General features: G+C 43.1%; 9 protein-coding genes and 1 rRNA gene. 9 read left to right on the top strand and 1 reads right to left on the bottom strand.

Annotated features, from left to right (window positions below; genetic code table 11):
• Positions 1–61: 61 nt before the first annotated feature.
• From I5907_RS01980 to I5907_RS01955, 6 genes are all read left to right on the top strand, one after another.
• Positions 62–1,159, top strand: a complete 1,098-nt coding sequence (locus I5907_RS01980; protein WP_196989059.1) for a glycosyltransferase family 4 protein — start codon at positions 62–64, stop codon at positions 1,157–1,159.
• A gap of 199 nt (positions 1,160–1,358) precedes the next feature.
• Positions 1,359–2,264 (top strand): sulfotransferase, encoded by a 906-nt coding sequence (locus I5907_RS01975; RefSeq protein WP_196989058.1) that lies wholly within the window; start codon positions 1,359–1,361, stop codon positions 2,262–2,264.
• 265 nt (positions 2,265–2,529) lie between these two features.
• Complete coding sequence (locus tag I5907_RS01970) at positions 2,530–3,474, top strand: sulfotransferase family protein (RefSeq protein ID WP_196989057.1); 945 nt, start codon at positions 2,530–2,532, stop codon at positions 3,472–3,474.
• Positions 3,475–3,524: 50 nt separating this feature from the next.
• Positions 3,525–4,445 carry a sulfotransferase family protein gene (locus I5907_RS01965; protein WP_196989056.1) on the top strand — a complete coding sequence of 307 codons (921 nt, stop codon included), beginning with the start codon at positions 3,525–3,527 and terminating at the stop codon, positions 4,443–4,445.
• Positions 4,446–4,490: 45 nt separating this feature from the next.
• Positions 4,491–5,810 (top strand): UDP-glucose dehydrogenase family protein, encoded by a 1,320-nt coding sequence (locus I5907_RS01960; RefSeq protein WP_196989055.1) that lies wholly within the window; start codon positions 4,491–4,493, stop codon positions 5,808–5,810.
• A gap of 129 nt (positions 5,811–5,939) precedes the next feature.
• Positions 5,940–7,070 carry a glycosyltransferase gene (locus tag I5907_RS01955; RefSeq protein WP_196989054.1) on the top strand — a complete coding sequence of 377 codons (1,131 nt, stop codon included), beginning with the start codon at positions 5,940–5,942 and terminating at the stop codon, positions 7,068–7,070.
• A 190-nt stretch (positions 7,071–7,260) separates the two neighbouring features.
• Here the strand turns inward: I5907_RS01955 and I5907_RS01950 are convergent, their stop codons facing one another.
• Positions 7,261–9,708 (bottom strand): M1 family metallopeptidase, encoded by a 2,448-nt coding sequence (locus tag I5907_RS01950; protein WP_196989053.1) that lies wholly within the window; start codon positions 9,706–9,708, stop codon positions 7,261–7,263.
• Positions 9,709–10,003: 295 nt separating this feature from the next.
• Between I5907_RS01950 and I5907_RS01945 the strand changes: the two genes are divergently transcribed.
• From I5907_RS01945 to I5907_RS01935, 3 genes are all read left to right on the top strand, one after another.
• Entirely contained in the window at positions 10,004–11,281 is a 1,278-nt protein-coding gene (locus I5907_RS01945) for a proline and serine-rich protein 1 family protein (protein WP_196989052.1), read from the top strand.
• Positions 11,281–12,045 carry a tRNA pseudouridine(38-40) synthase TruA gene (gene truA / locus I5907_RS01940; RefSeq protein WP_231401932.1) on the top strand — a complete coding sequence of 255 codons (765 nt, stop codon included), beginning with the start codon at positions 11,281–11,283 and terminating at the stop codon, positions 12,043–12,045. Before I5907_RS01945 ends, truA begins: the two co-directional genes overlap by 1 nt.
• Before the next feature lie 626 nt (positions 12,046–12,671).
• Positions 12,672–14,198 (top strand): 16S ribosomal RNA (locus tag I5907_RS01935).
• Positions 14,199–14,224 lie beyond the last annotated feature (26 nt).

Genomic DNA, 14,224 nt, shown 5'->3' with positions numbered 1-14,224 from the left:
AAGCGATCATCGTTTATTTCCCCTGTAGATATCTATGGAAAAACAATTTAAAATTGTACAAATGGTTCCTGCCCTCGGCTGGGGCGGTGCACAGGTATTTTGTATACAGATGTGCAATGAACTGGTAAAATACCCGGGTTATGATGTTACACTGGTTTCTATGTACCATCATAACCCTGATAAACACCTGCCGCTTTCCATGCTGGATAAGCGGGTAAAGTTTGTAAGCCTTGGCAAACGCAAAGGTCCCGACCCAAAGATTTTCCTGCGCATCAAAAAACTATTGGGAGACATAAAGCCAGATGTTGTGCATACGCACCTCCACAGCGGCTACTATTGTTTCCTGGCTTATAAACAACTCAAAGATTTTACATACAATAAGATCCATACTTTCCACAACCTGGTAAAGATGGATGCGCCCTGGCATGGCAGAAAAGCGTATAAATATTTTTTCAAAAACCGCATTATACAGCCTATCAGCATTTCAGACGAAGTGCATGACAGTGCATTGAAAGAATATGGTGCAGATTGTAATATTATCCAGATCAACAACGGTTCAGAGCCGGTAAAACCCACTGCGGCTTTTGAAGAAGTAAAGGAAAAGATTGATACACTAAAGAAAGATGCCCATACAAAAGTGCTCATCAATGTGGCACGCATCAGCAGGCAAAAGAACCAGCAGCTTTTACTCAGCGCCATGGCACAGCTTGAAAAAGACGGTGCCAATGTAATAGCCATCATTTTGGGTGATTACCTGCCTGATGATAAAAAGATCTACGACGACCTGATGGCCATGAAACCGGGCAACGTACATTTTCTCGGCAAGGTTACCAACGTGTCAGATTATTTACTCAATTCAGATGCGTTCGTGCTGTCTTCTATTTTTGAAGGTTTGCCAATCAGCCTGCTCGAAGCACTTGCAGGCGGTATTGTGCCTGTGGCAACACCTGTTGGCGGGCTCATCAATATTGTAAAGCCGGATATCGGGTACCTTTCAAAAGAAGTGAACCACGATAGTTTCCTGGCAGCGCTCAAAGCGTGGCTCGGTGCCGGCGATGCGCACCTTGCACAACTGGCTGAGAATGGTAAAGCACTGTATAAGAAAGAGTTCAGCATGGAAAGCTGTGTAAAAAAATACGACGTTTTGTACCATAAATAGCAATTTTTGGTACCCGGCTGTAGTAAAGGCATTAAGCTCCCGTTGCGTCGCACTCTTGTACTGCAGTGCCGGTGGCAGCAGGATGACCTTCGGTCTCACGGCTGCGCCGTGAAGCCAAAAAAAATCGGCCCAAACATCATTCGAAAAACACAAACAAACAATAGCAATATCTTTACCCCTGGAAACAGTAGTATAACCAATGAATAAAAAACCTACCATTATTTATGTAATGTCAGACAAGCGGTCTGGTTCCACCCTGCTCGAAAACATGTTGTCAAAATCAGCAGAATGTTTTTCCGTAGGGGAGCTTGCCCTGCTCGACGGACATTTAAAGAAAGAAGGCCCCGGAGAAAAATGGAACTGGCACTGCGCCTGTGGCAGTCCGTTTACTGAATGTGTTTTCTGGTCTTCTATTGTAAAAGAAACATACCAGCAAAATCCGCAGGATTTTGCCACCAACATACACTGGAATTTTAAATCGAAAGGGTTAGTCATGAACGCCTTTTCGTCTGCTTCCTTCGCAAAAAAACTGCTGGCGGTTATTGAAAAACCTGCCAACAAAAAAGTTACCGCCACGCTGGAACAGTTGTACTCTCTCATCAATCAGAAAAGCGGCAAAACATTTATTATAGATTCTTCCAAAGCGCCATTCCAGGCGCTGGCTGTTTATAAAAAAATTACAGGGTTTGATGTTAAGATCATCTGGCTTAAAAGAGATTTGCGGGCAATCGTTACCTCTAAAATGAAATGGAAGAGCGTAAACAGGAAGAAAGAAAAATCAATGCTCAAGTTGCTGATGGATGTTTTTTACCTTAAAAAATTGTGCTACACCGTTTTTAAAATGGCAAAGCCCCAGGATGTGCTGGAATTGCAGTACGAAGACCTGGCGCAACACCCGCAGCAGGAGCTGGATAAAATATTCAGCAAATTCGGGCTTACGCCATATAAGGCACCTGAATTTATGGAACTGGCAGAAGACCACACTATAGCAGGCACACCGGGCAGGTTTACGAAACGGCCTATTCAGTACGATGAAAGCTGGAAGAAACAATACAAAAACAATAAACTGGCTTACCGCGTTGGCGGAATATTAAACAGTCTGTAACCGGGGGCTGCTGAATAAAGATTCTATAGTACAAGAGTGCGACGCAACAGGCGATGAGGAAGGTTCTGCTGCCCGGTAAATGATTTTCTTATTGCACATTAGCTGCGGCTGGCAAAATATTAAGTTTGCCAAAACCGTTATTAGCGCATAAAAATTTATCTTGCTGCCGCCCGGAACGGGGTTAATTTTTACCAGACTGCTGCTACGCACATTAAAAAGCAGATAAGTATATATTCCCCGTTTTGTATGGCAAAACCAGCAATCTATGAGTAAAGCAATTCTACCAAACACATTTCTTATCGGGGTACAGAAAGCCGGCACCACTACGTTGGACGACTGGTTGGCGCAGCATCCGCAGATTTATTGCTATGAATCGCTGAAAGATGTATTGCTATTTGCACGCTTTAATAGTATAGATGAAATTTTGCAGCGTATGCAAAAAGAACCTGCCGCGTATAAAGGGCAGCAGGTGGTTTTGCAGTCTGCCGTCAATTATATTTTCTACCCCCAATACCTGCAACAACTGGCCGCTATGCAGCCAAATGCAAAGCTGCTGCTTATTTTGCGCAACCCGGTTGACAGGGCCGTTTCTTCTTACGGGTACTTTACAAAAATGCTGCGGGAAACACGCAGCATGGAAGAAGCACTTGTCTATACCCCATCCGCTAATACAGAATTTTCAAAAGACAACAGTGATTTTACTTACATAGAGCACGGCCTGTACGCAAGGCAAATAAGGCATTGCCTGCAATATTTTTCCAAAGAGCAGTTGCTTGTGTTAGACTATGATGAACTGGCTAAAAATCCTAAAGGTCTGTTGCAACAGATATATACTTTTCTTGGCATAGATGCATTTGAACCTGATCTTACGCCTAAGAATGTTACCGGCTCAGTAAAGAGCCAGGCATTCCAGGATAAGCTGGTAAACCGCAGCAATTTCAGGAAATGGGTGGTAAATAATATTATCGATCCTTTCTTCCCGGTTGGCAAAAGAAAAATGCTAAAGAAGAAAATGTTTGAAATGAACACCGGCAAGAAGCAACCTGCGGTTGCAATAAAGCAGGAAGATAAGGAGACTATTTCCCGTATTAAAAAACAGTTACAACCATATTTTCTCGAAGACGCAAAAGAACTCGATGCAATGCTGGGCACTGCTTTTTATGAAAAGTGGTTTACGAAAAAACCGGCTATTGCAGAAAAATCATTATAGTACTGTAATAGCCAAAGACTTTACCATTACGCAATATTTTAAAAAAGACCATGCAGAAAAAAGTACCTAATTTCTTAGTATGTGGCCCTCCCAAATGTGCTTCAACATCCTTGAATTTTTATCTTAAGCAACATCCTGAAATATACATGTCGCCTGAAAAACAAACCAGGTTTTTCAGTGTGTATTATGATAAAGGCATCGATTTTTACCTCGATACTTATTTCTCCGGCATTACCACAGAGAAGATGGCAGGCGAAGCTACGCCCACATATTCGTTGCTTCCGTTTGTGGTGCCGCGTATAAAAGCATTTAATCCCGATATGAAGCTGGTATTCTGCCTGCGCAACCCGGTTGAGCGCACTTTCTCGGGCTGGAGCATGCGCGCCAATAATGGCACAGAACATCTTTCATTCAGGGAAGCTGTGAAAGAAAACCTGAAGCAGCGTGAAACAGTAAAATTCGATAACGAAAAAGATGCAGAAGGCTGGGCCTCTGATATGAAGCGCGGAGACAGGCTGGAAGAGACAGGCTACAGAACTTACCTCGATGGAAGTTTTTATGCATCTAACCTGCGCCATTTCCTGCAGCATTTCCCAATGGAGCAGATCAAAGTGGTGTACATGGAAAACCTTATCAAAGACCTGCATGGTACATTGCAGGAGATCTATCGTTTTCTCGGTGTTGATGATACCTATGTTATTGAGAAAACAGAACAGAAAAACACGTACAAAAAATCGAAGATCAAATTTTTGGAACCAATATTGGGTAAGAACAAACCATTGTCTAAAATCCTCGCCGGTATTATGCCAAAAGGTATAAAAAAGAAGATTCTTGATACGATGTACGTGGAAGGCAGTAAAAAGAAACTTACACCAGAAGACAGGAAGTTTACATACGAAGTCTTAAAAGACGACATTAACGACCTGGAAAAGTTATTGAACGTAGATCTTTCGCACTGGAAAGTGAAATAAAAGTCACAATCTGAAATTCTATAAATTTTAAACCTAAGTTATCAAATGAAAATTGTTGTTGTAGGTACAGGGTATGTTGGCCTGGTTACAGGTGCCTGCCTTTCAGAAGTTGGAATAGAAGTAATATGTATAGATGTAAATAAAACAAAGATCGAAAACCTGCAAAAGGGCATTCTGCCTATTTATGAGCCGGGTTTGGAAGATATTGTAGAGCGCAATTATAAAAACGGCCGTCTGCAGTTTAGTACAGATCTTGCAGAGTCCATCGTTGGTGCAGAAGTGGTATTTATAGCCGTGGGCACACCTCCCGGGGAAGATGGCAGCGCAGATCTCCAGTACGTTTTACAGGTAGCAGACAACGTGGGTACACACATGACCGATTACCTGGTAGTAGTTACCAAAAGCACCGTACCGGTGGGCACCGCTGCAAAAGTGAAAGAAGCTATTGCCGGTGCTTTAAGAAACCGCAGCGCATCGCTGGAGTATGATGTCGCTTCTAACCCTGAGTTCCTGAAAGAAGGGGCCGCAATAGAAGATTTCCTTAAACCAGACCGTATTGTAATTGGTGTGGAAAGCGAAAGAGCAAAAAGCACGCTGCACCAGTTATACGATCCGTTTGTATTAAATGGCCATCCCATTTATTTTATGGATATACCTTCTGCTGAAATGACCAAATACGCAGCAAACGCAATGCTTGCCACCAAAATATCTTTCATGAACGATATAGCAAATCTTTGCGATATCGTAGGTGCCAACGTAAACGAAGTGCGCAAAGGCATCGGTTCAGATGCACGTATCGGTAACAAGTTCATATACCCGGGTATTGGTTATGGCGGCTCATGCTTTCCAAAAGATGTAAAAGCATTGATCAAAACCGGTGAGCAAAACAGCTACGAACTGCGTATCCTGAAAGCTGTTGACGATGTAAACAATGATCAGAAAAAAGTAATCATTTCCAAGATCATGAAGCATTACAATGGCGATGTGGCGGGTAAAACATTTGCTGTTTGGGGGTTAGCCTTCAAACCAAAAACCGATGATATGCGTGAGGCGCCGTCGTTGGTTATTATAGATGCATTATTGCAGGCCGGCGCAAATGTGCAGGCTTATGATCCCGTTTCAATGAACGAAGCAGAGCATATGCTCGATGCCAAGGTGGTGCTTACCAAAGATGCCATTAATGCAACCAAAGGTGCAGATGCATTAATCCTTGTTACAGAGTGGCCGGAGTTTCGTTTACCCAACTGGGAGAAAATTAAAAGCAACATGAAAGACCATGTTATTTTCGATGGCCGCAACATTTACAACGGCGACGAAATGAAAGCCAAAGGTTTTGCATATCACGGTATCGGTATAAAATCTTAATATTTTTAAAATAAGGAGCCTGGCTGCAACGCATGCATTAAGCTTACGTTGCGTCGCACTCTTATACTTTCAGTTCAATATTCGGCAACAGCGACCCCGCTGTTGCTTTCATTAACCCCTTATCACTGCATGGAGCGTATAAAAGTATTGCATATCACTCAGTCAATAGGTGGCGTGGAAACTTACCTGAAACAAGTTATACAAAACATTGACAGAAGCCGTTTTGATCTGAGTATAGCTTCATGCGAACCTTCACTTGAAAAGCTGTGCGCTTTACACGAGATTCCTTATTTCGATATAAAGATGTCAAGAGGAGTAAACCCTTTTGTAGATATTATTTCCATCTTTAAAATAAGGGCGCTTATCAAAAAGCAGAAGCCCGGTATTGTACATCTGCACAGTTCCAAAGCTGGTTTTGTGGGCAGGATAGGCGCAAAGTTTGCAGGTTGCCCGTCTCTGTTTACACCACACGGCGTTTCTTACCTTGCCTTTACAGGCGCTAAAAGAATGATCTTTTTCCTGCTGGAATTACTGGGCAAAAAGTTTACACATAAAGTGCTGGCAATTTCGCAGTCAGAAGCTAATCGCTGTATTTATGAAATAGGCATAAAGCCAGATGATATTTATGTAATTCCCAATTCGATGACAATACCCACTGTTCCCGTACTGGTGCCTGATAAGCTTGGCCCGTTGGAAGGGGATGTTAAGATTGGAACAATTGGAAGACTTACTGCACAAAAGAACCCGATATTATTTGTTGATATAGCCAACGGCGTTATTAAAGGCAATAACAAAGTGCACTTTTATTTTCTTGGCGCAGGTTTTCATGAAGATCTTGGTAAAGAAGTAAAAGAGCGTATTGAATACCATGGCATAGAAGCCAACTTTCACATTATTCCCAAAGGAGACAGTATAGTTGCGCTTAATTTTCTGCGTCAGCTGGATATCTTTTTGCTGCCGTCGGTTTTTGAAGGATTACCTTATGCATTGCTGGAAGCCATGTTTGAAGCCGTGCCTTGCATTGTAAGCAAATGCGATGGCAATAACGATGTTATTGACAACAATGATAACGGTTATGCCTGTCTTGTAACAGATGAGTTTGTAAGCGTTATTACAAAGCTGATCGCAAACAAAGAAAAAGCGGTTGAAATTGGTAAAGCCGGCCGGCAGTATGTAATAGACAGGCATGATATCTCCAACAACATTAAAGTGCTTGAAAGTATTTACACAGAAGCAGGCAAGAAAGGGAAATCTTCATAAAGGCGCAACGGCTTATATTACTTTAATAGCACTGCCGGCATAAATGATTTGTATGTAATATAAACCTGTGGCACAATGCCCCGTTACTTGTTGCAGTACAAGAGTGCGACGCAACAATAGCTTCATAGCAGCAATGCTGCCGGGTTCAAAAAATAAAAAAAACCTTCGCCTGAAGCGAAGGTTTTTTATGTTATTTTAAAACTGTTTCTATATAGGTTTTTATTTCTCCTCCTTTCGCATTTGCAAGCTTTTGCAATGTTTGTTTAAAAGCAGGATCAGTATAAGTACGGTAGGTTTCCGGTACCTCTTTCATTACAGCAATTACTTCATTTATACCCGATTTTATTTTTTGTGTGTCACTAAGTTTTGCGAGGTAGCCGCAGAAGACGAGTGCGCTTGTTATTTTATTTTCACTCAAAGGCTGGTTTTTTATACGGGCTACAATAAACTCGTAGTCGGTTTCATTGCCGCCTTGCATAATGATGGCTCCTATGGCTTCGTCTAGTTTGCCTTTTGCGCCTGGTGCAAGCGTTTTTGCAAGGTCTGTAGCTGCGCGCTGGTCGAGCAGATAAAGACCGCCCAGCGAAGCTCCTGCCACGCTGTAAGAAGAATCGTTTACATACTTTGTATACAGCGGTTTATATTTTTCGTTACCGGTTATTGCCAGTAATTCGAGTGCTTTTGCTTTCGTTTTATTATCTGTTTCAGCCTGCACCATGTTTTCAATCTGGGACAATAAGGCCGTATTTGTTAATATAGATGAATCCTGCCCCAGCAGATCGAGCGTATAAGAACGAAGGCCTGCAAACTTATCTTTTAGCCCCAGTGAAAGTTCGGGCATTTTGTTTTCTGCAAAATATTCCAGGGCTTCTCTTCTGTCTAGATACAGGGGCGCATAAGTAATCTGGGCTTTATAATTATCAGCAGTTTTGTTATCCGTTTTTTGGCACAGCAAGATTTTGTCTGCGTCTACATTTATAAGGTCTGGCTTTGTTGTATATGAAAAGCTGAATGTATCTGTTTTGTTGTTTAGCCAGACTTTGTACCGTTGTTTACTGGCACCGGTATACAGGTCTATTGCAATCGGCAGTCGGAACACATTATCAGTTTTCTGCATCTGCTGGATGATAACTTTTGCTGTTTTGGCTGCTTCATCATAATCGTAATCAATTTTCAAAACGGGATGGCCGTTGCTGTAATACCATTGGTTCCAGAACCAGTTCAGGTCCTGGCCCGTTACAGCCTCAAATGCGAGACGCAGTTGCTGTGCTTCACCGGTTTTAAATTTGTTATCTGTAAGGTATTTATGTAAAGATTTAAAGAATGCGCTGTCTCCAACATAATTACGCAGCATATTCAGTACCCTGCCACCTTTTTCGTAGCTCACTGCATCAAACATGTCTTCTTTGTCTTTATAATAAAACCGTACAAGTGAAAGATCGTCGTTGGCGCTTTGCAGGTACTTCACCAATGCATCGAAGTTGTGTTCATCACCTGCATCTTTGCCATATTTGTATTCATCCCACAATGTTTCACTAAAGTCGGCGAAACTTTCATTAACGGTCAGGTTGCTCCAGCTCTCTGCAGTAACGAGATCTCCAAACCATTGATGAAACAACTCATGGGCAATGGTCTCTTCCCAAATATTGCCGTCTAGCAATTGCCTGGCGTTTTGATAAGCACTTTCCTGGTGCAGTGTTGCGGTAGTGTTTTCCATTGCGCCGCTTACATAATCCCTTCCTACTATTTGCGCATATTTGGCCCACGGAAATTCAACACCTAATACCTGCGAAAAAAACTTCATCATCTCCGGGGTATTGCCAAAGATCTTTTTTGCATATGGCGCATACTCTTTTTCCACGTAGTAGCTCACTTCTTTGCCTTTGTAGGTATCCTTAATGACTGAAAAGTCTCCCACGCCCATAAAAAATAGATAGGGTGCATGTGGAAGGTCCATTTTCCAGGTATCTGTTCTTGTGCCATCAGCATTTTTCTTTTGGGCTTTGAGTAGCCCGTTTGAGAGCGTTACATATTTCGCCGGAACGGTCATGGAGATTTCTTCAGTACTCTTCTGATTGGGCTTATCGATTGTAGGCATCCAGACACTGTTGCTTTCCGTTTCGCCCTGTGTCCATATCTGGGTTGATTTGGTTTTGTCGTCTCCTTTGGGATTGATAAAATACAACCCCTTAGCGTCTGTTATGGCAGCGCTGCCTTCAGTTTTAAGATCGTTGGGCTTTGATATATAGTCAATGTAGATGGTGTAGGGTTCTGAAGCCTTATAGGTCTTATCGAGTTTTATTTTCAATGTTTTTTGATCGTAGTTGTATTGCAGCGGTGTTTTTTTAGTACCGGAAACTACAGCGATTTCATTAATAGTCATGCCCTGCGCATCAAGTGCCAGGGAATCTGTAGGATAGAAATGAGGTTTGAGAGTTACCCATTCTTTGCCGTACATCCATGCTTTATCGAAATCAAAGCGCACATCCAGTTTGGTATGTACGAGATCGTTTATTTTAGGCGCCTCGGCCCTGTATGTCTTCTTCCAGGCTACATCTTTATTCGTTTTTACCACGATATCCTGCGCACTGGATATGTACGTAGTAAACAATGCAAGCACTAAACTGCTTTTCTTCATTCTATGATTTTTTGAAGATGCAAAAATATCCTTCTGCAGATATCCTTCTGTGAAGAAATGTATAAATGGATGAAGATTTTACTGGTCAAAACAGCGTAACGGTAAACATAAAGCGAGTTTTTTTGCAGTGCGAACCCTGCTGAATGTTGTTATACAGTACAAGAGTGCGACGCAACAACTGTTGAAACAAGACCTGCTGCCGGGTACCATATCATCATGCGGACCTGGCACCATGACAAGGTTTGTAAATCGGCGCCGTTTTTGCATTAGCTTTGTCCTAAACCGACAAACGTTGATGAAAAAGTTTTCCTGGTTACTTACTATATTTCTTTTTATAAACGCTGTTTCAGGGGCGTATGCTCAACAACAGGATCATTTTGTATACATACAGTCAGACGATAAAACACCGTTTGATGTTACCGTAAACGGCACCACATATACCTCTTCTGCAATTGGTTACGTGATTGTACCAAAGCTGGCAAAAGGTGATTATAAATTTGCTGTTGGCTTTCCCAATAAAAAGTTTCCTGACCAGGAATTTTCTTTTACAATTGACAAAGTTGATATGGGTTTTGCGCTCAAGAATTATGGTGACAAAGGCTGGGGTTTGTACAACCTGCAAACACTCGATATAACTATGGCCGGCGGTAAGGCGCTTTCAGAAGTAGCGGCCGATGCTGGTGAACAGCCAAATAACAATGCATTTGGCAATATGCTTTCTGAGGTTGTGGATGATTCTACCTTGAACAAAAAAGTTATTCTTGAAAAAACAGCAGAGCAAAAAGCCGCAGAAGCATTTGTGCAGCAACAAAACACCGGGATAAAGGCTGCAGATACCGCTACACAATTTGCAAAAGCGCAGCCGGTAGCTGAAAAAGAAAGTGTTTCATTTTCTGCGCAAACAAAGCCGCTGTCGAAGCTGAATGAGTTCATTTCCGCTGGTGGCAGAGATGTGATATTCGTAGATAATGGCAACGGGCTGAATGATACGATCAGGATTTTTCTGCCAAAAACATTAACAGACTTACAGGAGGAAGCAGTGGCTGCAAAATCTGATACCGTTGCAACCCCACGTGCCGAAAGTAATCCAGCAATCCAAAAAGAAGAAATTGCAGATACAGCGAAGAGCGAAGTCACCGTTAAAACAGGCGAACCGGGTAATCCATTTTTCAATGCAGGCGAAGATAAGTCCAGGGGTAAAGATCTGGTTGAAACTGAAATGACCAGGAAAGACGAAACGAAAGACCAGCGTGATGCAAAGCCTGTGGCGCTTACACCACCCAACTGTGCGGGCACTGTATCAGAATCAGATGTTGATAAGCTCAGGAAACGAATTGTAAGTGCTTCGGGTGAAGAGAAAATGCTGGCTGCGGTAAGAAAAACAATACAGGACAAATGCATAAGTACCACCCAGGTAAAAAGTCTTGGGCCATTATTTCCGTCAGACGACAGCCGCTTTAATTTTTTAAAAACTGTTTTCACTTCGGTCTCTGATACGGATAACCTGGCAAGCCTCGACAGCCAGTTGATAGACCCTGTCTACAAAACACGTTTTAAAGAATTATTACGCTAATGATGCAGCGGTATTTTCTGGAACTTGCCTACATAGGTTCCGGGTATAAAGGATTTCAGATTCAGCCTGTTGATGTAACGGTGCAGTCGCAGGTAGAAAATGCATTAGGTACCTTGCTCCGGCAAAAGTTTAACCTGACGGGCTCTTCCAGAACAGATGCAGGTGTGCATGCGCACCAGAATTTTTTTCACTTCGATACAGACATACAACTACAGCCAAAGCAACTTTATAATCTTAATGCGATTTTGCCGCCGGACATTGTTGTCAAAGGCATTTACAAAGTTTCTGCCCAAGCTCACGCCAGGTTCGATGCAGAATCCCGTTTGTATCGCTACATCATCTACCGGAAAAAAGACGCGTTTTTTTATCAGCGTGGTTGGTACTATCCGTTTTCAATCGATATGCCCGTTTTGCATTCAGTTGCAGCAATCATTAAAGCGTCGCGGGATTTCACTTCATTTTCAAAACGTAACACACAGGCCAAAACGTTTAATTGCAAGGTGGAAGAATCTGTCTGGACAACAGAAGGTAATACGCTTGTATATACGGTCTCGGCAAACCGTTTTCTACGTGGTATGGTAAGGGCATTGGTCGCAACCATGTTAAAAGCAGGCCGGCATACCATTACGATTGATCAGTTTCAGGATATTGTTGATAGCAAAGATTGCAGCAGGGCAGATTTTTCAGCCCCTGCCCACGGTTTATATCTCACACAAGTTTCCTATCCGCCATCCATTTTTAGCGAACCCGTTGCCATCTTATAAGTGATTTTTTTTGGGTCAGCTTTTGTACATTGGGCATCACCTGTTGCCACGCTCGTTTCATCTTTCTTTTTTCATGGCATCTGCTGTTCAGGTATTATCATGCATCGAAAGCATTAAACGACTTTTTTTACTAGTGGAAATAGTAGGTTATAAGCATGTTAATGCATCACAAAATCAAGTTATTCAAATTTTTTTTCCTCCCAAATCCTTTCCGGTAAAGACTTTCAGCCATGTGGCGGTTATTTATTTTTAAAAAGATTTGGTAGCAACCATTTCGCTCTTATCTTTGCGCCCCGCTTTAGAGGAAAGGGGATAAGATCTTAGAAAAAAAGGGAGAAAAAGTTTAAAAAATATTTGGTGGTAAAATAATAGCGGGTATCTTTGCAGCCCGTTCGGAAAAAGGGGAAGTAAAGCGGGTGATTAAGTTCTTAAAAATGTAATGATAGAGAAGTGAGGTTCAACACCTTATACATTTTCAGGAGGCCGTTAAAGAAGGTCTTTTAAGTTCTTTGAAAGATGGAAACAACAGTACGTAAATGTCAAAAGTTTACGGTAAGGTTGAAGCGTAAAACAATTAAATATCCGACGTTAATTTTCTAAGAGAATTAAGTCAGATCAACTCATTTACAATGGAGAGTTTGATCCTGGCTCAGGATGAACGCTAGCGGCAGGCTTAATACATGCAAGTCGTGGGGCAGCAGGAGTAGCAATACTTGCTGGCGACCGGCAAACGGGTGCGGAACACGTACGCAACCTTCCTTCAGGCGGGGAATAGCCCAGAGAAATTTGGATTAATACCCCATAAGATTATGAGATGGCATCATTTTATAATTAAAGCTTCGGCACCTGATGATGGGCGTGCGCCTGATTAGGTAGTTGGCGGGGTAACGGCCCACCAAGCCTACGATCAGTAGCTGATGTGAGAGCATGATCAGCCACACGGGCACTGAGACACGGGCCCGACTCCTACGGGAGGCAGCAGTAAGGAATATTGGTCAATGGACGCAAGTCTGAACCAGCCATGCCGCGTGGAGGATGAAGGTCCTCTGGATTGTAAACTTCTTTTATCTGGGACGAAAAAAGATTTTTCTAAGTCACTTGACGGTACCAGATGAATAAGCACCGGCTAACTCCGTGCCAGCAGCCGCGGTAATACGGAGGGTGCAAGCGTTATCCGGATTCACTGGGTTTAAAGGGTGCGTAGGCGGACATATAAGTCAGGGGTGAAATCCTGCAGCTTAACTGCAGAACTGCCTTTGATACTATCTGTCTTGAATGTCGTGGAGGTTAGCGGAATATGTCATGTAGCGGTGAAATGCTTAGATATGACATAGAACACCTATTGCGAAGGCAGCTAACTACGCGAATATTGACGCTGAGGCACGAAAGCGTGGGGATCAAACAGGATTAGATACCCTGGTAGTCCACGCCCTAAACGATGATTACTCGACATTGGCGATACACAGTCAGTGTCTGAGCGAAAGCATTAAGTAATCCACCTGGGAAGTACGACCGCAAGGTTGAAACTCAAAGGAATTGGCGGGGGTCCGCACAAGCGGTGGAGCATGTGGTTTAATTCGATGATACGCGAGGAACCTTACCTGGGCTAGAATGCTGGTGGACTGTGGGTGAAAGCTCACTTTGTAGCAATACACCGCCAGTAAGGTGCTGCATGGCTGTCGTCAGCTCGTGCCGTGAGGTGTTGGGTTAAGTCCCGCAACGAGCGCAACCCCTATCAGTAGTTGCCATCAGGTAAAGCTGGGAACTCTACTGAAACTGCCGTCGTAAGACGCGAGGAAGGAGGGGATGATGTCAAGTCATCATGGCCTTTATGCCCAGGGCTACACACGTGCTACAATGGATGCGACAAAGGGCTGCAACCTGGTGACAGGAAGCTAATCCCAAAAACGCATTCTCAGTTCGGATTGCAGGCTGCAACTCGCCTGCATGAAGCTGGAATCGCTAGTAATCGTATATCAGCAATGATACGGTGAATACGTTCCCGGACCTTGCACACACCGCCCGTCAAGCCATGGAAGCCGGGTGTACCTAAAGTCGGTAACCGCAAGGAGCTGCCTAGGGTAAAATCGGTGACTGGGGCTAAGTCGTAACAAGGTAGCCGTACCGGAAGGTGCGGCTGGAATACCTCCTTTTTAGAGACTGCTCAATCTTTTTTAAC

Origin of the sequence: Panacibacter microcysteis, assembly GCF_015831355.1 — a bacterium.
In the GTDB taxonomy this organism is placed as follows: domain Bacteria; phylum Bacteroidota; class Bacteroidia; order Chitinophagales; family Chitinophagaceae; genus Panacibacter; species Panacibacter microcysteis.
This window is presented reverse-complemented; position numbering and strand designations above follow the sequence as displayed.